This window comes from Curtobacterium sp. 320, assembly GCF_031455235.1.
Classification (GTDB): Bacteria; Actinomycetota; Actinomycetes; order Actinomycetales; family Microbacteriaceae; genus Curtobacterium.
The window spans coordinates 76232-96890 of sequence record NZ_JAVDSI010000009.1 but is presented as its reverse complement, the minus strand read 5'-3'; the positions used below and the strand labels follow the sequence as shown (position 1 = coordinate 96890).

The window sequence follows — 20659 nt, the reverse complement described above, 5'->3', positions numbered from 1 at the left end:
TCAGCCGATGCCGAGGACGCTGCCGAGGCCGACCGTGAGGCCGCGCATCGACCCCACGGCGGACAGGGCCGCACGGATGCCGGCGACGTAGGCGACGTCGTCGTTCGTGTCGTGCCGGATGGTCAGGGTCTCGCCGGGGCCACTCAGCACCACGTCCTGCACGGCCTTGACGCCCGGCAGACGGAGCGAGTGGATCGGGACGCTCGCGACCTGCTGCCCCCGCGCGCGCTGGTCGACGTGGGGGGCGTCAACCGGACCGACCTCACGCCGGGCGTCGGCGATGAGCTCGGCCGTGCGGACCGCGGTGCCCGACGGGGAGTCGATCTTGCCGGCGTGGTGCGTCTCGACGATCTCGACCGAGGGGAACCACGGAGCGGCGATCGTCGCCAGGTGGGTGCCGAGCACGGACCCGATCGAGAAGTTCGGGACCACGAAGACGCCCTGCTCCGGACGCGACTCGAGCCCGGCGCGGAGCGTGGCGAGTCGGTCGCCGGACCACCCGGACGTGCCGACGAGCACGTTCGCGCCGCTCACGAGGGCGTTGTCGACGATCGCGGGGCTGAGCGCCGGGACGGTTACGTCCACCACGATCGCCGCGCCGCCGAACACGTCGGGACCGGCCTGGTGCGCGCCGTCCTTCGAGGACAGGCTCGCGACGAGCTCGAAGTCGGGCAGTTCCGCGACCACGGCGGCCACGAGGCCCCCGAGACGACCGGTGGCGCCGACGACGGCGACGGGAGTGACCATGTCCACCATCCTAGGATCGACGCATGACGCTCGAGGTCAGGACCGTGCCGGCAGACATCCCCGAGGTCGACGCCCTGCTCGACGCGTACCTCGACGAGCGCGAGGCCACGTTCCCGAGCGCGCAGGGGTCGTACTCGCGGAAGCGCACCCCGGCGGCCGAGTTCACGCCGCCGGTCGGCACCTTCGTCGTCGCGTACGACGGAGGTCGCGCGGTCGGGTGCGGCGGCCTCCGCCGGATCCCCGACGACGAGGACGACGTCCGGTTCGAGGTGAAGCACGTCTTCGTGACCCCGGAGGGACGAGGACGCGGTGTGGCGACGGCGGTCATGGACGCGCTCGAGGCACGCGGTGTCGAGCTCGGCGCGACGGCGATCGTGCTGGACACGAACGACTCCCTCGTCGCCGCCGGTGCGATGTATCGCGGTCGGGGCTACGAGCGGGTACCCGCGTTCAACGAGAACCCGAACGCGACCGCCTGGTACCGCAAGCCGGTGCGCTGAGGCGATCCGCGCCTCCGCTCCGAACGGCAGGGCGTGGTCCTGCTCCTCCGTGCCCTCGACTCCCCGACCCGCCTGCCGTTCCTCTCGATCTCGCTCGTCCGGATCGCGCTCGGACTGTTCTTCGCCGCGTCCGGGTGGAACAAGACCGTGACCGCTCCGGGTCGCGCGGCGATGGCGGAGACGATCCGCTCGATCGGCGCGCCGGTGCCCGACGTCACGGCCACCGTGGTCGCGGGCTGCGAGCTCGTCTTCGGCCTGCTGCTCGCCGTCGGCCTCGTGACGCGGGCGGCCGCGGCCGTCCTCGCCGTGATCAGCACGGTCGCGCTCACGACCGTGGCGGTCCACCAGCTCGGGCCGGCGGACGCGGTGACCTGGTTCAGCGACCTGCTGTACCTGCCCGAGGTGCTGTACCTGCTCCTAGCGGTGGTGCTGGTCGCGCTCGGCGGTGGGCCGTTCGGGCTGGACTGGGTGTTCCGAGCGCGGGTCGCCGCACTCCGGGCGCGCGGGGCCCGTCAGACGGGCTGACCGACCGGCAGGCCCGTCCTGAGTTCGACGGGCAGGTGCGCCAGGTCGTTGAGCGCGACGACCTCGGCCGGCTTGGCCGAGCGGATCCGGATGATCGTCAACGCCGTGTGCGCCACGTTCGTCCCCATCCAGCGCCACTCCGGCGCCTGGAACGCCTCGCGCACGAACCAGCCGATGACGGCGTTGTGCGTGATGAGGAGGTCGTGCCGGTCCTCGCGGGCAGGGGTGAACCACTCCGCCACCGCATCGCCCATCTGGGCCTGCCCGGCGACGATCTCTTCTTCCGTGATGCCGCCGTACCACCCCTGGTAGGCGTGCGGCATGTCCGGCGTCGGACCCGACGGGATGCAGTCGAAGAGCAGGGTCGACGGCTCGGGCTCGATCGCCGGGAGCCGCTGCGACAGGAACGACGCGGTCTCGCTCGGCGCTTCGAGCGGCGAGTGGTAGACGCCGTCGAACGGCACGCCGCCGAGACGGTCCGCGACGAGCATCGCCTGCCGCTTGCCGCGCTCGGACAGCTTGCCGTCCCGCAGCCCGTGTTCGGCGTCCTGGTGTTCTCCGTGCCGGACGAGGTAGAGGTAGTGCGACATGTCGGTGCTCAACCGCCGATCCCGATCGCGGCCGCGAGCTCGTCCTGCTGCACCGCCCCGACCACCGAGGTGATCGTGGGCCGGGTCAGGAGGTCGCGGGCCAGCTCGAGGACGTCGTCGGTGGTGACCCGGTCCACGCGCTCGAGCGCGGTGGCCAGGTCGGTGAACTCCCCCGTGCCGAGCTCGGACCGGCCGAGTCGGGTCATCCGGGCGTCGGAGTCCTCGAGCGAGAGCGTCAGCGCCCCCTCGATCTGCCCCTTCGCGCGACGGAGCTCGTCGCTGGTGATGCCGTCGTCGACCATCCGGCGGAACTCCGAGTCGACGATCTCGACGACCCCGGCGACGTTGTCGGGGGCGCACCCGGCGTAGACGCCGAAGGCACCGTTGTCGAGGTAGGCGGGCGCGAAGGAACTCACCGCGTAGGCGAGTCCGCGGCGCTCGCGCACCTCTTGGAAGAGTCGGGAACTCATGCCACCGCCGAGCACGGCGTTGAGCACGCTGAGGACCGGCCGCCGTTCGTCGCGGAGGTCGAGGCCCTGCGACCCGCGGAGCATCGAGACCTGTTCGGTCGGACGGTGCACGACCGAGAGCTTGGGGATCGCCGGGTCCGCCACCGGCTGCGGGGTCCGCCGTGCCAGCGGAGCAGCGTTCGGGGCGCCCTGGAACACGGCCTCGACGAGCTCGCAGAAGCGGTCGTGGTCGATCGCCCCGGCGGCGGTGACGACGATGCCGTTCGGCGCGTAGTGCTCGCGGTAGTGGGCGAGGACCTCGTCCCGCTGCACGGCGCGGATGCTCTCCGGCGTGCCGCCGATCGGCCGGCCGAGGGCGTGCCCGTCGAAGGCCGCGGCGAAGAACGCCTCGCCGGCGACGTCGGCCGGGTCGTCCGCCGCCATCGCCAGCTCTTCGAGGATGACCCCGCGCTCGATGTCGAACGCCGCGTCGTCGAGGACGGAGCCGGTGACCATGTCCCCGATGACCGAGACGGCCATCGGGACGTCGGCGTCCCGCACCCGTGCGTAGTAGCAGGTGTACTCCTTGGCGGTCGCGGCGTTGTGCTCGCCACCGACGGAGTCGAACGAGATCGCGATGTCGAGGGCCGACCGGGTCCGGGTCCCCTTGAACAACAGGTGTTCGAGGAAGTGCGTCGAGCCGTACTGGCCGTCGCGTTCGTCGCGGGAGCCGACCCCGACCCAGAAGCCGAGGCTCGTCGAACTCGCTCCGGGCATGGCCTCGGTCAGGACCCGCACGCCGGACGGGAGGACGGTTCGGCGGACGAAGGCGCCCCCGGACGTCAGGAACGACGTGTCCGGGGCCTCGAGCGGCAACGGCACTGGGTGGTTCATCGCAGACGAGCCTACTGACCTCGGAGCGCGCTCCATCCAGTTTCCACAGCCGCGCACCGTGTCACTCGAAGTGGGGTACAGAAAAGGAGGATAGAAAGACTCGTCTGTCTGTCCTCCTTGTGATACTGTTCTTCTACCGGATCGGAAGCCCCCCTATATTCCGATCCGGTGGCTCGGGACATCAGTCCTCACGCGGCACGAGTCCCCCCGCTCCGCCGCGGAGCCGATGAGCCCAAGGAGAGCCACGCTGTGACGGTCGATTCCCCCCAACCGACCGTCCAGCGTCTCCCTGGCCCGAGCACGAACCTCGCGTCGCCGGACGGGTCGAGCGTCCCCCCGGCTCCCCGTTCCGGCGGCGCGAAGGTCCGGATCCTCGAGACCGCCACGCGGCTCTTCTACGAAGAGGGCATCCACGGCGTCGGCGTCGACCGTCTCATCTCCGAGGCGAGCGTCACGAAGGCGACGTTCTACAAGCACTACGGGTCGAAGGACAACCTGATCCTGGCCTACATCCGGACGCAGCACGAGCGCGTGCAGCAGCGGATGGAACAGCTCATCGCCGACGCCGGTTCGCCCGAGGCGGCCGTCCGAGCCTGGGTCACGGCCCTCGCCGACGAGGTCAACGACCCCGAGTTCCGCGGCTGCGCGTTCCTCAACGCCGCCGCCGAGTACCACGACCCGCGCGACCCCGTGCGCGAGGTCGTCGCGATGCACCGCGACTGGTACACCGAGCGACTGGCCGACCTGCTGCAGGAGTCCGGCCACACCCTGCCGGGCGACGGTGCGGACGAGCTCATGCTCGCGCGCGACGGCGCCATGTCCGGCGCGTACGCCGGTGACGCGATCGCGGCGACGGCGGCCCTCGGCCGCGTCGTCGAGCGCGTGCTCGCCGCCTGACGACGTACGTCGCGTCGACGAACTCGACCGCCTGTCGGCCTGGAGGCACGGGTCGGCCCCGCACCGCGCCTCCCGTCCGCCGGTTGACACCGAGCGACATCCGAGCACGCGGGTGTTGGCTGGGGACATGGCCAACGACCCCAACTGGAACCTCCCCGAGGTCCCGTCCTTCACCCTGACCAGCCCCGACTTCACCGACGGCGGCGTGCTCCCGACGTCTGCCCGCGGCACCGACGCCGGCGGCGAGGACCGCTCCCCCGCGCTCGAGTGGTCGGGCGCTCCGGAGGGCACGCAGAGCTTCGTGCTCACGGTGTACGACCCCGATGCCCCGACGGGGTCCGGGTTCTGGCACTGGAGCCTCACGGACATCCCGGCGTCGGCGACCTCGTTGCCGGCCGGTGCCGGGACCGACGACGCGCTGCTCCCCGCCGAGGCGCTGCGCCGCCGCAACGAGTTCGGGACGGACACGTTCCTCGGCGCGGCACCGCCCGCCGGGCACGGGCCGCACCGGTACTTCTTCACGCTGAGCGCGCTCGACGTGCCCGTCCTCGAGGCGCCCGCGGACGCGACGCCCGCGGTGGTCGGCTTCGTGCTCCGCGAGCACCTGCTCGGCCGCGCGCAGCTCGTCGGTACCCAGGAGACCCCCGCCGCGTAGTCCCGCAACGGCGAACGGCCGCCGCCCCGGAAGGGACGGCGGCCGTTCGTGCGTCAGGACGCGGGAGGGATCAGCCCTCGGCCGGGGCCTCGGCGTGGGACTCGTGTCCCTTGCCGCCCTCGGTGTCCACCTCGTCAGCGACGACCGGCGCGAGCGACAGCTTGCCGCGGTCGTCCACCTTGGTGACCTCGACCAGGATCTTCTGGCCGACGCCGAGGACGTCCTCGACGTTCTCCACACGCTTGCCACCGGCGAGCTTGCGCACCTCGGAGACGTGGAGCAGACCGTCGCGGCCCGGGAGCAGCGACACGAACGCACCGAACGTGGCGATCTTGACGACCGTGCCGAGGAACTGGTCCCCGATCTCCGGGTTCGTCGGGTTCGCGATCGCGTTGACCTGGGCGCGAGCGGCCTCGGCCGACGGACCGTCGACGGCGCCGATGTACACGGTGCCGTCGTCCTCGATCGAGATGTCGGCGCCGGTCTCGTCCTGGATGCCGTTGATCGTCTTGCCCTTCGGGCCGATCAGCTCGCCGATCTTGTCGACGGGGATCTGCACCGAGATGACACGAGGAGCGGTGTCCGCCATCTCGTCGGGGGCGTCGATCGCCTCGTTCAGCACACCGAGGATGGCCGAGCGGGCCTCCTTGGCCTGCTTGAGCGCGGCGTCGAGGACCGACGAGGGGATGCCGTCGAGCTTCGTGTCCAGCTGGATGGCCGTGACGAAGTCCGAGGTGCCGGCGACCTTGAAGTCCATGTCGCCGAGCGCGTCCTCGGCACCGAGGATGTCGGTCAGCGCCGCGTAGCGGGTCTGACCGTCGACGGTGTCGGAGACGAGGCCCATCGCGATGCCCGCGACCGGGGCCTTGAGGGGCACACCGGCGTTGAGGAGCGACAGGGTCGAGGCGCAGACGGAACCCATCGACGTCGAACCGTTGGAGCCGAGGGCCTCGGACACCTGACGGATGGCGTAGGGGAACTCCTCGCGCGACGGCAGCACCGGCACGAGGGCGCGCTCGGCGAGGAAGCCGTGCCCGATCTCGCGACGCTTCGGCGAACCGACACGACCGGTCTCACCCGTCGAGTACGGCGGGAAGTTGTAGTGGTGCAGGTAGCGCTTCTTCGTGACGGGCGACAGCGAGTCGATCTGCTGCTCCATCTTGAGCATGTTCAGCGTGGTGACGCCCAGGATCTGGGTCTCGCCGCGCTGGAAGATGGCCGAACCGTGGACGCGCGGGATCACGGCGACCTCGGCGTCGAGCGGACGGATGTCGGCGAGGCCGCGACCGTCCATGCGGACCTGCTCGGTCAGGATCCGGCCGCGGACGACCTTCTTCGTGACCGACTTGTAGGCACCGCTGACCTGGCCGTTGGCGCTCTCGGGGAGCTCGCCGGCGGTCACCTTGGCGGCGATGGCCTCCTTGACGCGGGCCTTCAGGGCGTCGTCGGCGTCCTGACGCTCGAGCTTGCCGGCGATCTTGTAGACGTCGCCGAGCTCGGACAGCGCGATGGCCTCGACCGCGTCGTAGACCTCGGGGGCGTACGGCGGGAAGACCGGGTAGTCCTGGATCTCCTTGGCCGACTGGGCGGCCATCTTCGCCTGCGCCTCGACGAGCTGCTTGAGGAACGGCTTCGCCGCCTCGAGCCCCTGCGCGACGACGGCCTCGTCGGGCTTGGTGGCGCCGCCCTGGATGAGGTCCCAGCTGTGCTCGGTGGCCTCGGCTTCGACCATCATGATGGCGACGTCCTCGTTGCCGGCCTCGTCCGTGACGACACGTCCAGCGACGGTGAGGTCGAAGACGGCCTCGGCGAGCTGCGACGCCTTCGGGAACGCGACCCACTGGTCACCGATGAGCGCGAGGCGCACACCGGCGATCGGGCCGGAGAACGGCAGACCAGAGATCTGTGTCGACGCGGACGCCGCGTTGATCGCGAGCGCGTCGTAGAACTCGTCCGGAGCGATGCTCAGGACGGTGATGACGATCTGGACCTCGTTGCGGAGGCCGTCGACGAACGACGGGCGCAGCGGCCGGTCGATGAGGCGGCAGACGAGGATCGCCTCGGTGCTGGGACGGCCTTCACGACGGAAGAACGAACCGGGGATCTTGCCGGCGGCGTACGAGCGCTCCTCGACGTCGACGGTCAGCGGGAAGAAGTCGAACCCTTCACGCGGGTGCTTGCCGGCGCTGGTGGCCGAGAGGAGCATGGTGTCCTCGTCGAGGTACGCGGCGACCGCGCCCTGCGCCTGCTGTGCGAGCCGACCGGTCTCGAACCGGACGGTGCGCTTGCCGTACTTGCCGTTGTCGAGAACGGCCTCGGCGAACTTGATCTCGGGACCCTCCAAAAGGGTGCCTCCTTGATGTGTTCGGCAGGCTGGGGCCACGGCACCCGATGGTGCGTGCGCGCCGAAGGGATCGGGACGCATGTCTGGCCAGCAGTAGAAGCACTCGGGAAACCGTCCGGCCCGCGAGCCACCACCGATGACCAGCTCCGTGCCCGGCCTGCGCAGTGTTTGTCGTAACGCCCGGGGAAACGGTCCCTGGACGTGATGGACTTTACCAGTCCTCAGGGATTCGGCGGCGAGGCTCACGGCGAACCGGAGTGTCCTCGCTAGCCTGCTGCCATGCGCCTCACCCCCTCCCGGGGCTGGTTCGTCGCGGCCGCAGTGGTCGTCGGCGCGCTCGTCGCCCCCGTCGTCACCGCTGTCCCGGCGAACGCGACGGAGTACCCGAGCTGGCAGGACGTCGAGCACGCGAAGGGCAACGAGCAGACCAAGAAGGCCGAGGTCGCCAAGGTCCAGGCGGCGCTGGAGTCCGCCCAGCAGGCCGCAGCCGTGAAGTCGCAGGCCGCGCTCGTGGCGTCCCAGCGTGCGGACGCGGCCGAGTCGGCACTGGCGTCGGCCACCCAGGCCGCCACGAGCCTCCAGACCCAGGCGGACCAGGCGGCGAAGACCGCGGACCGCGCCCAGCAGCGCGCCGGCCAGCTCGCCGCGAACCTGTACCGCGACGGCAGCTCGAGCCAGATGACCACGCGCATCGCGACGGCGAAGGACCCCTCCCAGCTGCTGTACCAGCTGGGCGCGCTCGACCAGCTGTCGTCGACGTGGGCCGGCGTGATGGACGACGCCTCGGTCGCCGCGAGGACCGCGTCCTCGCTGCACGACCAGGCCACCCGTGCCGAGGACGAACGCGCCGACCTGGCCGACGCCGCCGAGACGAAGGCGAGCGCGGCGAAGGACGCCGAGGCCGCCGCCGACGCCGCGGTCGACGACACGCAGCAGCACAGCGACGAGCTGTACGCCCAGCTGGCGTCGCTCAAGGACACCACCGCGAAGACCGAGCAGCGCTACCAGCTCGGCGTGCAGGTCGCGGCGCAGAAGGCCGAACAGCAGCGGAAGCGCGAGGAGGCGGCCGCGGCAGCAGCAGCCGACGCGGCACCGAGCCCCGCCGTGCCGTCGACGAGCGGCGGCGGTTCGTCCTACCCGAGCACGGGCGGCGTCGTGGTCGACCCGGCGGGTGCCCAGGCCTACGCCCGCAGCGCCATCGGGTCGTACGGGTGGGGGTCGGACCAGTTCTCGTGCCTGGTGTCCCTGTGGACGCAGGAGTCAGGCTGGCGCGCGAACGCCCTGAACGTCTCCAGCGGTGCGTACGGCATCCCCCAGTCCCTCCCGGCGGAGAAGATGTCCGTCGCCGGTGCGGACTGGCGGACGAACGCGGCGACCCAGATCAACTGGGGCCTCGCCTACATCCACGATGCCTACGGCTCGCCGTGCGGGGCGTGGAACCACGAGATGAGCGTCAACCCGCACTGGTACTGATCAGCCGTCGTCGGCGGGCCAGCCCCCGATCCGGACGACGGTGCCGTCCGCAGCGACCAGGCGTGCCGCGCGACCGCTCCGCCGGAGCATCTCGGTGGCACCCTGTCCGCGGACGACCGCGGCGGTCGTCATCGTGTTCGCCGTGACGCACGACGGCGCGACGACGGTCACCGAACGCCAGACCGGTTCGGCCGGCAGCCCCCACCGCGGGTCGAGGATGTGGTGCCGGGCGTGGCCGTCCTGCTCCCACCGGCGCTTCTGGGTGCTCGAGGTCGCGACGGACCAGCCGGACGTGATCCGCACGTGGTCGGCGGGGTCGTCGTCGAGGTCCTGCACCCGGACCTGCCAGCCGCCGGACGGGTCGGGCCCGGCGGTCGCGACGTCCCCGCCGAGCGAGACGAGCGCGCCGATGCCGAGGCGGGCGGTGATGCTCGCCGCGGCCATGTCGGCAGCGGCGGCCTTGGCGGTGGCACCGAGGTCGAGCGTGACGCCCTCGGGCACGCGCAGGAAGGTGCCGGACAGCAGGACCCGCTGCCACGCCGGGCGGCCGTCGAGCGCTCGGGCCACGGCCTCCGGTGTCGGCACGGGTGGGGCGTCGGCGAACGCGGCGTCGTAGCCCAGCGACGCCATGCGGGCGCCGAGGGTCGGGTCGACGTCGCCGTCGGAGGCACGTGCGGCGTCGAGCGCGTGGTGCACGAGTGCGGCGAGGAGCGGGGAGACCTCGGCGCCGCGCACCAGGTCGGCGGCGCGGGCGACGAGCTCGGAGTCGCTGCGGAAGCGGCTGCACGCCGCGTCGACGGCGGCGGTGACCTCGACGACGCACGCTCGTGCGGCGGGGAGGTGGCGGCGGTCACGGTGGTCGAGGACGACGCGGGCGGTGGTGGTCCAGAGGTCCCACTCGGCTGCGGCACGCACGGTCACGATCCCGTCGTGGTCGCGTCCGAGGAGCCGGAGCCACCGGTCGTGCCCTGGGTCACGCCCTGGTCGGACGAGGTCCCGGCGTCGGTCGAGGTCCCGGCGTCGGACGAGGTCCCGGCGTCGCTCGTCGAGTCGGCCGAGCCCGTCGTGGCCTGCTCGTGCCCGAACCACACCCCGGCCCCGGTCAGCGCCGCGACCACGAGCCCGCCCACGCTGACGAGCGCACTCGTCGTCCAGCCGGGTCGCCGGCCGTTGCCCCTGGTGTCCATCGGTCCTCCTCGTCGTCACGATCCGTCGTCACGACGAGGTTCCCGAGCCCACCGGTGAGCGGGCCGGGTAGGGGCTGCACCCCCGCCCGACGACCCCTGTGGCCGGCCTAAGAGCGCACGGCCGAGTGGCCGAGCCCACCGAGCAGGGACGCGAAGTCCGCCGTCTCGGGGAGCGCGTCGGCTTCCTGCGGGGTCCGACGGGAGGCGCGGATCGCCCAGGCAAGGTCGTCCCCGGCCCGGCGGATGCGACCGTCCAGTGCGGCCGAGTCGCCCTCGCTCCCCCAGTCGTCGGTGGCGGCGAACACGCCGGTGGGGACGACCGCGGCGCGGAGGTACGCGAACACCGGACGCAGCGCGTGCTCGATCGCGAGCGAGTGCCGTGCGGTGCCGCCGGTGGCTCCGAGCAGGACCGGCATGTCGGCGAGCGAGTCCTTGTCGAGCACGTCGAGGAACGACTTCGCGAGACCGCTCACGCCGGCGGTGAAGATCGGCGTGACGAACACCACGGCGTCGGCCTCGACGACCGTCGCCATCGCGGCGGACAGCGCCGGTGCGGCGAACCCGGTGAGCATCGCGTCGGTGATCTCGTGCGCCAGCGGACGCAGGTCGACGTGCAGGACGTGCGCCGCGCCTCCTGGCAGGCCGGACGGGCTCGGTGCGGCGAGCGCCGCGATCGTGGCCTCGCCCAGGCGGTCGGCGAGCATGCGGGTGGAGCTGGGCTCGGAGAGCCCGGCGGAGACGACGGCGATGGTGGTCATGGTGAGTCCCGACTTTCGATGCGTTTGCATGAACATCGTACCCAACCGCACGTCCCCCGCAACCATTCCCGGGGAAACGGAGAACGCCCCGGCCCTCGTGTGAGGGCCGGGGCGTCCGGTCAAGCCGTGGGTCGGTCGACTAGCGACGCAGGCCGAGACGCTCGATGAGCGCACGGTAGCGGGCGATGTCGACGTCGGAGAGGTAACCGAGGAGACGGCGACGCTGACCGACCATGAGCAGCAGACCACGACGCGAGTGGTGGTCGTGCTTGTGCTCCTTGAGGTGCTCGTTCAGGTCGTTGATACGACGCGTCAGAACGGCGACCTGGACCTCGGGGGAACCGGTGTCGCCCGGGTGGGTCGCGTACTCTTCGATGATCTCCTGCTTGACCTTCGCGTCAAGTGCCATGCGTAGATCCCCTTTCAGTCCGTTGCGCGGTGCCCGTGCCTGATGCACGAGCGCTCTTTGTCCGCGGCCGTTCGACGGCAACCGCGCAAGACTACCAGATCGCTAGACGGTCCTGGCGCGCAGCCGACGCCGACGCGGTGCCGGCAAGAGACTGCGGACGAGGCCGACGAGCGTCGCGCCGAGCAGACCGCCGAGGCCGTTCGACAGGACGTCGCGCGGATCGGCCACGCGGTACGGCAGGTAGGTCGCCTGCGCGAACTCGATGCCGGTGGAGAGCACGACCGCGACGACCGCACCGAGGATCCACCACCGGCGCGGGAGCCACAGCGCGGCGAGCATCCCCACGGGCACGAACATCGCGATGTTGGCGAGGAACTCCACGCGGTCGTAGCTGAACCACGTGCCGTGCGGGAGCTGCTGCACCCAGGCGATCGCGTGCAGGACGAGGGAGTTCTGCGCCGCCGAGAAGACCTGCGGGGTCAGCGTCATCCGCCAGATCACCCAGGCGTACGCCGCGGTCAGGGCGAGGAGGAGGAGCTTCCGGAACATCCGGCCAGTCTGGGACACGGTCCTGGCAAGAACCGGCGGCGACGCTGGGTGAACGCCCGGCGGGACGGGCCGGGCCTGGGCACGCCGGGGTCGCACCTGCGAGCATGGGCGCATGCCGAGTCTCGAGGGAACCCGTGCACGCCGCAGCCCCGGCCGTCGTCAGTGGACGTGGATCGGGCTCGCCGCGGTCGTCGTCGCCGCGCTCGTCGTGACGCTCGTGCTCGTGCTCCCCCGCGGCACCGAGCCCACCGGCAGGCAGGTCGCCGAGCGGAAGACCGCGTCCGAGGCGTTCCCCGGCGGCCTCGCGGAGCAGCCCGAGGCCGAGAACCAACCCGGCAAGCGGGAGTCCGAGGCCCGTGCCGACGGCGACGACACCACGGCCCGGAAGATCGCCGTCATCGCGGACGAGCCGATCGCCACATGGCTGACGAACACCTCGGTGTCCGAGACGCGTCAGACCATCCGGGACGTCGTCCGCAGCGCCGAGCGGCAGCGGAAGACGCCCGTGTTCGTCCTCTACAACGTCCCGGACCGCGACTGCGGCAGCTACTCCAAGGGCGGGACCGCCGCGGACGAGTACCTGCCGTGGGTCCGGTCGGCCGTGCGGGCCATGGCGGGTTCCCGGGCCGTCGTGCTCGTCGAGCCGGACGCCATCGCCCAGATCCAGGTGTGCAAGCGCCTCGAGCAGGACCGCCTGCCCCTGATCCGCAAGGCCGTCGACGAGCTCAGCGGCCACGGCCTCACCGTGTACCTCGACGGCGGGAACGAGAACCGCGTGCCGACGGCGACGATGGCGAAGTGGCTGCGCGAGGCCGGGGTCGACCGGGTGCAGGGCTTCTTCACGAACGTCTCGAACTTCTACCGGGTCGACCAGGAACGCGCCTACGCCGACCGGCTCGCGGACGCGATCGGCGGCGACCCGCACTTCGTCATCGACGTCTCGCGCAACGGTCAGGGCTGGCGCGGGACCTGGTGCAACCCGGACGGCGCCGGCCTCGGCCAGGCCCCGCACGTCACCCGCGGCTCCACCCGGCTCGACGCGCTGCTGTGGGTGAAGACGCCGGGGCTGAGCGACGGCACCTGCAACGGCGGGCCGGCCGCCGGACAGTGGTGGGAGTCGTACGCCCTCGGGCTCGTGGAGAACCGCAAGCAGGACTGACCGCGGTGTCGGTGCCCGGTGGTTGCATGACGCCATGACCCCGACCGACCGCATCCGATCCGTCGTCCCGCCCTACCTGCTCCGCGCCGTCGCCGACGCCCAGGGCTTCCCACGCGCGGCCTCGGCGGCACGGACGGCGCTGGCGTCGCTCGACACCGTCCAGCGTCCGAAGCACGAGCACCGGGTCCGTCCGCAGGGCGTGAGCGGCACGGTCGACCGGTCGCCGCAGCGGACAATCTCCGACGCGCACGGCAGCACCACGCTCCCGGGCACCCCGGTCCGGCGCGAGGGCGACCCGGACTCCGGCGACCCCGCGGTGGACGAGGCCTACACGGGCCTCGGCGACACCCACGCCTTCTGGCTCGAGGTGTTCGGCCGGGTGTCGATCGACGGCGCAGGCCTCCCCCTCGACGCCACGGTGCACTACGGGCAGGACTACGACAACGCCTACTGGGACGGCAGCCGGATGGTGTTCGGCGACGGCGACGGCGAGGTCTTCAACCGCTTCACGATCGCGGTCGACGTCATCGGCCACGAACTCGCGCACGGCGTGACCCAGTACACCGCCGACCTCACGTACGAGGGGCAGTCCGGGGCGCTGAACGAGTCGATCAGCGACGTCTTCGGCTCGCTCGTCGCCCAGTACGCCCGCCGCCAGAGCGCCGACCAGGCGTCGTGGCTCATCGGCGAGGGGCTCTTCACCCCGGCCGTGCACGGCGTCGCACTGCGGTCGATGAAGGCCCCCGGCACCGCCTACGACGACCCGGTGCTCGGGAAGGACCCGCAGCCCGCGACGATGGCCGGGTACGTCGACACCACCGAGGACTCCGGCGGCGTGCACACGAACTCCGGCATCCCGAACCACGCCTTCTACCTGGCGGCCACGGCGATCGGCGGCAACGCGTGGGAAGGCGCCGGAGCCGTCTGGTGGGACGCCCTCACGTCCGACGCCGTCACCGCCTCGATCGACTTCGCCGGGTTCGCCACCGTCACCGTCGACGCCGCCCGCACGCGCTTCGGGGACGGGTCGGTGCAGCACACCGCGGTGCAGGACGCCTGGCGCACGGTCGGCGTGCTCGACTGAGCCGGGCTGTCGGCGTACCGTCGGGGGCATGCACATCGACGTCCGCCGCAGTGGGGGCATCGCCGGCACCACCAGGGGTTGGCGCGTCGACACCGACGCCTGCGACGACCCGGGCGGGTGGTCGGAGCTCGTCGGTGCCCTGCCCCGCGACGCCCCGGGTCCCCCTGCGCCGGGTGTCCGCGACGACTTCACGTGGACGATCACCGTCGAACGGACGACGGTCACGATCCCCGGCACCCGCCTCGACGGCCCGTGGGCGGCGCTGGTGACGCGTGTGCGGGCCGAGGGCACCCCGACCTGACGGACGCGGCCCGCGCCTCCCGTGTGCTCAGTCCACGTCGATGACGGTCAGGCGGCGCGTCGGGCGCGTCATGGCGACGTACACGGCAGCAGCCGCACGCGCCGCGTCCGCACCGACCCGCTCCGGGTCGACCAGCAGCACGCCGTCGAACTCGAGGCCCTTCGCATCGGCACCCGTGAGCACCGTGACGGACCCCGGCCGGGGCGACCCGAGGGACCGGACGTCCACCTCGGTCCGGGCCAACCGCTCGCGGACCGCGTCCACGTCGGCCTCGGGCACGATGACGCCGATCGTGCCGGCCCCGATGTGCTCCCGCTCGCTGCCGACGATCGCGGCGACCGTGTCGAGCACCTCGGCCCGGCTGGACGTGACGCGCACCACGGGGTCGCCGTCGCGCACGGCCTCGGTCCGGGTGACCGCGAGGCCGGCGGCGTCCGCGAAGGCCCCGGCGGCCTCGACGATCGAGCGCGGCGTGCGGTAGTTCACGGTGAGCTCCTCGACGCGGTGCTCGATCGGCACCTGGGGCGCGCGGCCCCGACGACGGCGGGCGAGGGCGCCGACGACGTCGTCCCACGTGCGGGCGGCCCCGGGCGAGGACCCCTGCGCCATGTCCCCCACGATCGTGAACGAGCGGAGCGGGTTCCGGCGGGCGAGCACCCGCCACTGCATCGGGGAGAGCTCCTGCGCCTCGTCGACGACGATGTGGCCGTAGGTCCACTCGCGGTCCTCGGCGGCGCGCTCGGCGGTGGAGCGGGGGTCGCCGCCCTCGGCGAAGGAGCCGGCGACCTGCTCGGCGGTGACGATGCCCTCGACGCCCATGTTCTCGATGGCCTGGCGGGCGTTCTCGATGTCGCGGTTGCGGCTGGCCTTGGCCGCGCGCTTGGCGGCACCGCCGGTGGGGTCGAACGGACCGAGGAGCTCGGCGGCCTCGTCGAGGAGCGGGACGTCCTCGACCGTGAACGCGGCTCCCCGCTCACGCAGCAGCAGGGCCCGGCGCTCCGGGGTCCAGTGGGGGGTGAGCGAGGCGAGCCAGTTCGGCCGGGCGTACAGGTCCTCAAGGAGCTTCTCCGGCGGCAGCGGCAGCCACGCGGTGTTGAGGAGCACGCGGGCGTCGTACGACGACCGGATGTCCTCGCGCAGGACCTTCTCGTCCGCCTCGTCGACGGTGGTCCCGCGCTGGCGGAGCTGCTCGGCGAGCAACCGCGTCATGGCGTCGAGCGCGGTCTTGTTGAACGTGACGCGGGCGGCGTTGTGGGGCTTCCCACGGTCCTGCGCACGCTTCATGGCGTCGGCGACGAGCTCGGGCGGCACGACGAGCCGCTCCCCCTCGACGTCGAGCGTGACCGACTCGGTCGGGACGACCTGGCGGGACCGCACCGCGCGACGGAGCAGCTGCGCCATCTCGGCCGAGCCCTTCACCGCGGCGACGTCGCGCTGGTCGTGCTTCGTCGCGTGCACGCCCGGGTAGAGCGAGCCGAGCGAGGCCATCACCACGCCGGTCTCGCCGAGCGACGGGAGCACCTGCTCGATGTAGGTCAGGAACGCCGGCGACGGGCCGACCATGAGCACGCCGGAGCCCCGGAGCCGCTCGCGGTACGAGTACAGCAGGTACGCCGCACGGTGCAGGGCCACGGCGGTCTTGCCCGTGCCGGGGCCGCCCTGGACGATGAGCACGCCCTCGAGCGGGGAGCGGATGATCCGGTCCTGCTCGCCCTGGATCGTCGCGACGATGTCCGTCATCCGGCCGGTGCGCTCGGCGGTGACCGCGGCGAGGAGCGCGCCCTCGCCCTGCAGGTGCGTGCGCTCGTCGTCGTAGAGCGCGGCATCGAAGACCTCGTCCTCGATGCCGACGACGCTGCGGCCGTCGAGGGTCAGGTGCCGGCGGGCGCGCATGCCCATCGGGTGCGCAGCGGTCGCCTGGTAGAAGGCGCTGGCACCGGGGACGCGCCAGTCGAGCAGGAGCGGTCGGTGGTCGCGGTCCCGCAGGCCCACGCGACCGATGTAGCGGAACGAGTCCTCGTCGCTGTCCGGCTCGGACACCTCGAGCCGCCCGAAGACCAGGCGGTCGCCGACGCGCTCGAGCGTCGCGATGGTGTCCTCGTAGAGCCGGGCGTACGCATCGCGCTCACTGCGGCTCTGGTGGTTCCCGCCGACCGCTTGACGGCGGGTCTCGGCGAGACGCTGCTCGGCCTCGGCGGTCAGCTCGTCGAGACGGCCGAACAGGCCGTCCACGTAGCCGCGCTCACGGTCGATCTCGGTCGGTTCTGACACACACAACCCTTCGGGACAGGGGAACCCAGTGTAGTCCCCCCATCCCGAAGTGAGGCTTCCTACATCTCTTCGTGCGTGTCCGGGTCGCCGTCCCAGAGGCGTCCGCGCTCGAGGCCGGAGATCGCCGCGACCTCGGCGTCGGTCAGCTCGAAGCCGAAGACGTCGAGGTTCTCGCGCTGCCGGGCCGCGTCGCCGGACTTCGGCACCGGGACGGCACCGATCTGGACGTGCCAGCGGAGCACGACCTGCCCGGGGGTGACCCCGTGCGCGGCGGCGGCGTCGACGATCGGCTGCTCCGTGAGGAGTTCCGACCGCTTCGCGAGGGGGCTCCAGCTCTCGGTGACGATGCCGAGCTCCTGGTGCACCTTCCGCAGTTCGCCCTGCGGGAAGTACGGGTGCAGCTCGACCTGGTTCACGGCCGGGGCGACACCCGTGGCGTCCACGATGCGACGCAGGTGCTCCGGGGTGAAGTTCGAGACGCCGATCGAGCGGACCTTGCCGCTGTCGCGGAGGTCGACGAAGGCCTTCCAGGTGTCGACGAACTTGTCCACGGACGGGTTCGGCCAGTGGATCAGGTAGAGGTCGACCGAGTCGAGGCCCAGGTTGCCGAGGGTCTCGTCGATCGAGCGGTGCGCCTCGTCGTAGCCGTGGTGGCGGCCGGGGAGCTTCGACGTGACGACGAGGTCCTCGCGCGCCACCTCCGACTCGCGCACGGCCCTGCCGACGGCGTCCTCGTTGCCGTAGTTGAGCGCGGTGTCGAGCAGCCGGTAGCCGCCCGCGATCGCCGTCCCGACGGCCGCCGCGCCCTCGTCGCCGTTCAGCCCGTAGGTGCCGAGGCCGAGCTCCGGGAACCGGTGTCCGTCGTTCAGCTCGATGGTCGGTGCGCCGACCTGCATCAGCGGACCCCGAGCAGGTCGATGACGAAGATCAGGGTCTTGCCGGACAGGAAGTGGCCACCGCCGGCGGGGCCGTAGGCGAGCTCCGGCGGGACGACGAGCTTGCGGCGCCCGCCGACCTTCATGCCGGGGATGCCCTCCTGCCAGCCGCGCACCAGGGCGGCGAGCGGGAAGTCGATCGGCTCGCCGCGGTTCCACGAGCTGTCGAACTCCTCGCCGGTCTCGTACTCGACGCCGGCGTAGTGCACCTTGACGGTCGACCCGGCGGAGGCCACGTCGCCGGAGCCCTCGACGATGTCGGTGATGACGAGCTCGGTGGGGGCGGGGCCCTCGGGGGCGTCGAACTCGGGCTTGCTGTTCAGGTCAGTCATGCCCGCCAGTCAACCAGAGAGCGCGGACACGGCCCCGCACGTCCACGGACGGCGCCGCAGCCCCCAGAATGGTTCCACCGTGACATCATCCACACCGACCGGCGAGCGCCGACGCCGTCTCCTCGCCGACCTCACCCCGCTCCGCCGCTCCCCCGCGTTCGCCCGGCTCTGGCTCGGCACCGCCATCGCCGGCATCGGCACGCAGATGACCACCGTCGCCGTTGGCCTCGAGGTCTACGACATCACCGGCTCCACCTTCGCGGTCGCCCTCGTCGGCGTGATCGCGCTCCTGCCGATGATCGTCGCCGGCCTCTACGGCGGGATGCTCGCCGACGCGTTCGACCGGCGCACCGTCGCACTCGTGTCCGCCGTGATCGCCTGGGCCGCCGTGGCCCTGATCGCCACGCACGCCTGGCTCGGCCTCCACAGCGTCGCCCTGCTCTACGTCCTCGCCACGGTCAACGCCGTCGCCGCGACCGTGAGCAACGCGTCCCGCTCCGCGATCGTGCCCCGGCTCGTGGGCACGGACCTGCTGCCGGCGGCGAGCGCCCTCGGCGGCATCGCCTCGGGGTTCCAGGTCACGGTGGGTCCCGCGGTCGCGGGTGTGCTCATCGCGGCCGTCGGCTTCGCCCCGACGTACACGATCGACGTGGTCCTGTTCACGTTCGCGTTCCTCGGGGTGTTCACCCTGCCGCGGATGGCCGCCGACCGGGACGCGCTCCGTCCGGGGCTCAGCTCGCTCGTCGAGGGGGCGCGGTTCCTCCGACGGTCGCGGAACATCACCATGACCTTCGTGCTCGACATCGTCGCGATGACGTTCGGGCAGCCCCGCGTGCTCTTCCCGGCGATCGGTGCGCTCGTGATCGGCGGCGGGTCGATCACGGTCGGCACCCTCACCGCGGCGTACGCGATCGGAGCACTGCTCTCGAGCGTGTTCTCCGGTCCGCTCGGACACGTCCGCCGCCAGGGCGAGGCGGTCGGCTGGGCGATCACCGCCTACGGTGGCGCGATCGCGGCGTTCGGCGTGGTCATCGCCTGCGCCCACGCGCTCGGCGGCCGCGAGGGCGACGCGTTCAGCACCGGCATCCTGCCCGCGCTCGGCCTCGCGGCACTCTTCCTCGCGGCGGCCGGCGGCGCGGACAACGTCAGCTCGGTGTTCCGGAACACGATCCTGCAGGCCGCCTCCCCGGACGGCATGCGCGGACGCCTGCAGGGCATCTTCATCGTCGTCGTCACCGGTGGCCCGCGGCTGGGCGACCTCTACGCGGGGCTCGTGGTCGCCGCCGGCATCGCGTACCCGCCGATCATCGGCGGTGTGCTGATCATCGGCCTGGTCGCGCTGCTCCTCCGCGCGGTGCCGTCCTTCCGCCGGTACGACGCACGGCACCCGCACGCGAACTGACGAGCGGAGCGGCCGCCGGACGCGACCACCGGCCGGACGGGAGGCGCGGTGCGGGCTGCCACCGCGCCTCCTGGCCCGCAGGTGTCGGGTACCGTACAACGCATGCCGGACAGCGCATCGCGCGACCTCCAGCGGACGGGAGTCCGCGCCGTGGTCCGGCGTACCTACCACTCGGTCATCCGGCACCGCGTCGTCGACGCGGCGGCGTCGCTGACGTTCTTCGCGCTGCTCACGGTGTTCCCGACGACGCTGACCGTGGTGTCGGCCCTGTCGATCGTGGACCGGCAGGGCGACAGCCTCGAGGACATCATCGGGATCCTCGGGTTCATCGTCCGCCCCGAGACGGCGGCGCACCTCGAGGGTCCGCTCCGGCAGCTCCTCACCCTGGACAACCCGTGGCTCGGCTTCGCGATCGGCGTCGTGCTGACGCTGTGGTCGCTCTCCGGGTACGCGACGGCGTTCGGCCGGGCGATGAACACCGCCTACGAGGTCGAGGAGGGGCGTCGCATCTGGAAGTTCCGCAGCATGATGCTCCTCGTCACGCTGCTCGTGATGGCCGGCGGTGCGATCGCGATCGTGATCCTGCTCGGCACGCCGACGATCTCCGCCGCGGTCATCCGGTCCTTCGGGTGGGCGCCGTGGATCGACGACTTCTGGAACGTGGTGAAGTGGCCGGTCCTCGCCGCCGACCTCGTCGTGATGGTCGCGGTGCTGTACTACGCGACGCCGAACGTGAAGACGCCGCAGCTGCGGTGGGTGTCCGCCGGTGCCGGGTTCGCCATCGTGACGTGGGCGCTCGCGACGCTCGGGTTCTCGCTCTACGTCGAGACGATCGGCGGCGGCAACAAGGCCTACGGGTGGCTCGGTGGCGCGATCCTGCTGCTCGTGTACCTGTACATCTCGAACTTCGTGCTCGTGGTGGGCGGTGAGCTCGACTCCGAGGTGATCCGGATGCGCCAGCTCCTCGCCGGGATCGAGGCCGACGAGTCCATCCGGCTGCCGCTGCGGGACGTCACGCGGAACTTCACGCTCGCCCGGTGGCGGGACGCCGACATCGCCGCCGCACACCACGTCCGGACGATCGCGGCGCAGCGGGCGGCCGAGGACGACGCCGATCCTGCCCAGGCCGAGGCTGCGGAACACCTGCGGGACCTGTCCCGGCAGGTGCGGGTCGGCGAGCCGCCGATGCCGTAGGCGC

General features: G+C 72.1%; 22 protein-coding genes. 10 read left to right on the top strand and 12 right to left on the bottom strand.

Annotated features, from left to right (window positions below; genetic code table 11):
• Window positions 1–747, bottom strand: coding sequence for a dihydrodipicolinate reductase C-terminal domain-containing protein (locus tag J2X60_RS13155; RefSeq protein ID WP_309888066.1), 747 nt, complete (start codon window positions 745–747; stop codon window positions 1–3).
• A gap of 23 nt (window positions 748–770) precedes the next feature.
• Between J2X60_RS13155 and J2X60_RS13150 the strand changes: the two genes are divergently transcribed.
• Complete coding sequence (locus J2X60_RS13150) at window positions 771–1247, top strand: GNAT family N-acetyltransferase (protein WP_309888064.1); 477 nt, start codon at window positions 771–773, stop codon at window positions 1245–1247.
• A gap of 33 nt (window positions 1248–1280) precedes the next feature.
• A complete protein-coding gene (locus J2X60_RS13145) occupies window positions 1281–1772 on the top strand; it encodes a DoxX family protein (protein WP_309888062.1) in 492 nt (163 codons plus the stop codon).
• Here J2X60_RS13145 and J2X60_RS13140 read toward each other — a convergent pair.
• Both J2X60_RS13140 and J2X60_RS13135 read right to left on the bottom strand, forming a co-directional pair.
• On the bottom strand, window positions 1760–2362 hold the full coding sequence (locus J2X60_RS13140; RefSeq protein ID WP_070419134.1) for a histidine phosphatase family protein: 603 nt from the start codon (window positions 2360–2362) through the stop codon (window positions 1760–1762). The two genes, J2X60_RS13145 and J2X60_RS13140, sit on opposite strands and share 13 nt — an antisense overlap.
• A gap of 8 nt (window positions 2363–2370) precedes the next feature.
• Complete coding sequence (locus J2X60_RS13135; protein ID WP_309888060.1) at window positions 2371–3705, bottom strand: pitrilysin family protein; 1335 nt, start codon at window positions 3703–3705, stop codon at window positions 2371–2373.
• Between the two features lie 249 nt (window positions 3706–3954).
• Here J2X60_RS13135 and J2X60_RS13130 point away from each other — a divergent pair, with 249 nt between their 5' ends.
• Both J2X60_RS13130 and J2X60_RS13125 read left to right on the top strand, forming a co-directional pair.
• Window positions 3955–4602 (top strand): TetR/AcrR family transcriptional regulator, encoded by a 648-nt coding sequence (locus J2X60_RS13130; protein WP_071301677.1) that lies wholly within the window; start codon window positions 3955–3957, stop codon window positions 4600–4602.
• 127 nt (window positions 4603–4729) lie between these two features.
• The gene (locus J2X60_RS13125) at window positions 4730–5257 is read left to right on the top strand and encodes a YbhB/YbcL family Raf kinase inhibitor-like protein (protein WP_309779075.1); all 528 of its coding nucleotides are present in this window, start codon (window positions 4730–4732) and stop codon (window positions 5255–5257) included.
• Between the two features lie 70 nt (window positions 5258–5327).
• On the opposite strand, the gene J2X60_RS13120 is transcribed toward J2X60_RS13125, so the two are convergent.
• Complete coding sequence (locus J2X60_RS13120; RefSeq protein ID WP_071295422.1) at window positions 5328–7601, bottom strand: polyribonucleotide nucleotidyltransferase; 2274 nt, start codon at window positions 7599–7601, stop codon at window positions 5328–5330.
• Window positions 7602–7880: 279 nt separating this feature from the next.
• Here J2X60_RS13120 and J2X60_RS13115 point away from each other — a divergent pair, with 279 nt between their 5' ends.
• A complete protein-coding gene (locus J2X60_RS13115) occupies window positions 7881–9074 on the top strand; it encodes a hypothetical protein (RefSeq protein WP_309888057.1) in 1194 nt (397 codons plus the stop codon).
• On the opposite strand, the gene J2X60_RS13110 is transcribed toward J2X60_RS13115, so the two are convergent.
• The 5 genes from J2X60_RS13110 to J2X60_RS13090 all read right to left on the bottom strand — a co-directional run bounded on the left by J2X60_RS13110 (window position 9075) and on the right by J2X60_RS13090 (window position 11977).
• Entirely contained in the window at window positions 9075–9995 is a 921-nt protein-coding gene (locus tag J2X60_RS13110) for an FAD:protein FMN transferase (protein WP_309888055.1), read from the bottom strand. It lies immediately after the preceding gene.
• Window positions 9992–10261, bottom strand: a complete 270-nt coding sequence (locus J2X60_RS13105; protein WP_309888053.1) for a hypothetical protein — start codon at window positions 10259–10261, stop codon at window positions 9992–9994. Before J2X60_RS13105 ends, J2X60_RS13110 begins: the two co-directional genes overlap by 4 nt.
• 107 nt (window positions 10262–10368) lie before the next feature.
• Window positions 10369–11019, bottom strand: coding sequence for a CE1759 family FMN reductase (locus tag J2X60_RS13100; RefSeq protein WP_309888051.1), 651 nt, complete (start codon window positions 11017–11019; stop codon window positions 10369–10371).
• Between the two features lie 139 nt (window positions 11020–11158).
• Window positions 11159–11428, bottom strand: a complete 270-nt coding sequence (gene rpsO / locus J2X60_RS13095) for a 30S ribosomal protein S15 (protein ID WP_070416523.1) — start codon at window positions 11426–11428, stop codon at window positions 11159–11161.
• A 102-nt stretch (window positions 11429–11530) separates the two neighbouring features.
• Window positions 11531–11977, bottom strand: coding sequence for a VanZ family protein (locus tag J2X60_RS13090; protein WP_175473608.1), 447 nt, complete (start codon window positions 11975–11977; stop codon window positions 11531–11533).
• 112 nt (window positions 11978–12089) lie between these two features.
• Here J2X60_RS13090 and J2X60_RS13085 point away from each other — a divergent pair, with 112 nt between their 5' ends.
• Genes J2X60_RS13085 through J2X60_RS13075 form a run of 3 tightly spaced genes read left to right on the top strand, consistent with a single transcriptional unit; the run spans window position 12090 to window position 14521 of the window.
• Complete coding sequence (locus J2X60_RS13085) at window positions 12090–13136, top strand: glycoside hydrolase family 6 protein (protein ID WP_083403315.1); 1047 nt, start codon at window positions 12090–12092, stop codon at window positions 13134–13136.
• 34 nt (window positions 13137–13170) lie between these two features.
• On the top strand, window positions 13171–14220 hold the full coding sequence (locus J2X60_RS13080; protein ID WP_309888047.1) for a M4 family metallopeptidase: 1050 nt from the start codon (window positions 13171–13173) through the stop codon (window positions 14218–14220).
• Window positions 14221–14248: 28 nt separating this feature from the next.
• Window positions 14249–14521: a protealysin inhibitor emfourin gene (locus J2X60_RS13075; RefSeq protein WP_309888045.1), complete on the top strand. Its 273-nt coding sequence runs from the start codon at window positions 14249–14251 to the stop codon at window positions 14519–14521.
• 27 nt (window positions 14522–14548) lie between these two features.
• On the opposite strand, the gene J2X60_RS13070 is transcribed toward J2X60_RS13075, so the two are convergent.
• From J2X60_RS13070 to J2X60_RS13060, 3 genes are read right to left on the bottom strand one after another with little or no spacing between them, the layout of a single operon-like run.
• Entirely contained in the window at window positions 14549–16792 is a 2244-nt protein-coding gene (locus J2X60_RS13070; RefSeq protein WP_309888043.1) for an ATP-binding domain-containing protein, read from the bottom strand.
• A 59-nt stretch (window positions 16793–16851) separates the two neighbouring features.
• Window positions 16852–17688 (bottom strand): aldo/keto reductase, encoded by an 837-nt coding sequence (locus J2X60_RS13065; RefSeq protein WP_309779066.1) that lies wholly within the window; start codon window positions 17686–17688, stop codon window positions 16852–16854.
• Complete coding sequence (locus J2X60_RS13060; RefSeq protein WP_092094011.1) at window positions 17688–18059, bottom strand: FKBP-type peptidyl-prolyl cis-trans isomerase; 372 nt, start codon at window positions 18057–18059, stop codon at window positions 17688–17690. Before J2X60_RS13060 ends, J2X60_RS13065 begins: the two co-directional genes overlap by 1 nt.
• Window positions 18060–18138: 79 nt before the next feature.
• Here J2X60_RS13060 and J2X60_RS13055 point away from each other — a divergent pair, with 79 nt between their 5' ends.
• The gene (locus J2X60_RS13055) at window positions 18139–19461 is read left to right on the top strand and encodes an MFS transporter (protein ID WP_083403314.1); all 1323 of its coding nucleotides are present in this window, start codon (window positions 18139–18141) and stop codon (window positions 19459–19461) included.
• Window positions 19462–19563: 102 nt separating this feature from the next.
• Window positions 19564–20655, top strand: a complete 1092-nt coding sequence (locus tag J2X60_RS13050; protein ID WP_309888040.1) for a YihY/virulence factor BrkB family protein — start codon at window positions 19564–19566, stop codon at window positions 20653–20655.
• The last annotated feature ends 4 nt before the right edge of the window (window positions 20656–20659 follow it).

What these genes read in the sequence shown, in the direction of transcription:
- J2X60_RS13155 (WP_309888066.1), bottom strand. Translation starts at nt 747, where the DNA reads ATGGTCACTCCCGTCGCCGTCGTCGGCGCCACCGGTCGTCTCGGGGGC.
- J2X60_RS13150 (WP_309888064.1), top strand. Translation starts at nt 771, where the DNA reads ATGACGCTCGAGGTCAGGACCGTGCCGGCAGACATCCCCGAGGTCGAC.
- J2X60_RS13140 (WP_070419134.1), bottom strand. Translation starts at nt 2,362, where the DNA reads ATGTCGCACTACCTCTACCTCGTCCGGCACGGAGAACACCAGGACGCC.
- J2X60_RS13135 (WP_309888060.1), bottom strand. Translation starts at nt 3,705, where the DNA reads ATGAACCACCCAGTGCCGTTGCCGCTCGAGGCCCCGGACACGTCGTTC.
- J2X60_RS13125 (WP_309779075.1), top strand. Translation starts at nt 4,730, where the DNA reads ATGGCCAACGACCCCAACTGGAACCTCCCCGAGGTCCCGTCCTTCACC.
- J2X60_RS13115 (WP_309888057.1), top strand. Translation starts at nt 7,881, where the DNA reads ATGCGCCTCACCCCCTCCCGGGGCTGGTTCGTCGCGGCCGCAGTGGTC.
- J2X60_RS13105 (WP_309888053.1), bottom strand. Translation starts at nt 10,261, where the DNA reads ATGGACACCAGGGGCAACGGCCGGCGACCCGGCTGGACGACGAGTGCG.
- J2X60_RS13100 (WP_309888051.1), bottom strand. Translation starts at nt 11,019, where the DNA reads ATGACCACCATCGCCGTCGTCTCCGCCGGGCTCTCCGAGCCCAGCTCC.
- rpsO (WP_070416523.1), bottom strand. Translation starts at nt 11,428, where the DNA reads ATGGCACTTGACGCGAAGGTCAAGCAGGAGATCATCGAAGAGTACGCG.
- J2X60_RS13090 (WP_175473608.1), bottom strand. Translation starts at nt 11,977, where the DNA reads ATGTTCCGGAAGCTCCTCCTCCTCGCCCTGACCGCGGCGTACGCCTGG.
- J2X60_RS13085 (WP_083403315.1), top strand. Translation starts at nt 12,090, where the DNA reads ATGCCGAGTCTCGAGGGAACCCGTGCACGCCGCAGCCCCGGCCGTCGT.
- J2X60_RS13080 (WP_309888047.1), top strand. Translation starts at nt 13,171, where the DNA reads ATGACCCCGACCGACCGCATCCGATCCGTCGTCCCGCCCTACCTGCTC.
- J2X60_RS13075 (WP_309888045.1), top strand. Translation starts at nt 14,249, where the DNA reads ATGCACATCGACGTCCGCCGCAGTGGGGGCATCGCCGGCACCACCAGG.
- J2X60_RS13065 (WP_309779066.1), bottom strand. Translation starts at nt 17,688, where the DNA reads ATGCAGGTCGGCGCACCGACCATCGAGCTGAACGACGGACACCGGTTC.
- J2X60_RS13060 (WP_092094011.1), bottom strand. Translation starts at nt 18,059, where the DNA reads ATGACTGACCTGAACAGCAAGCCCGAGTTCGACGCCCCCGAGGGCCCC.
- J2X60_RS13050 (WP_309888040.1), top strand. Translation starts at nt 19,564, where the DNA reads ATGCCGGACAGCGCATCGCGCGACCTCCAGCGGACGGGAGTCCGCGCC.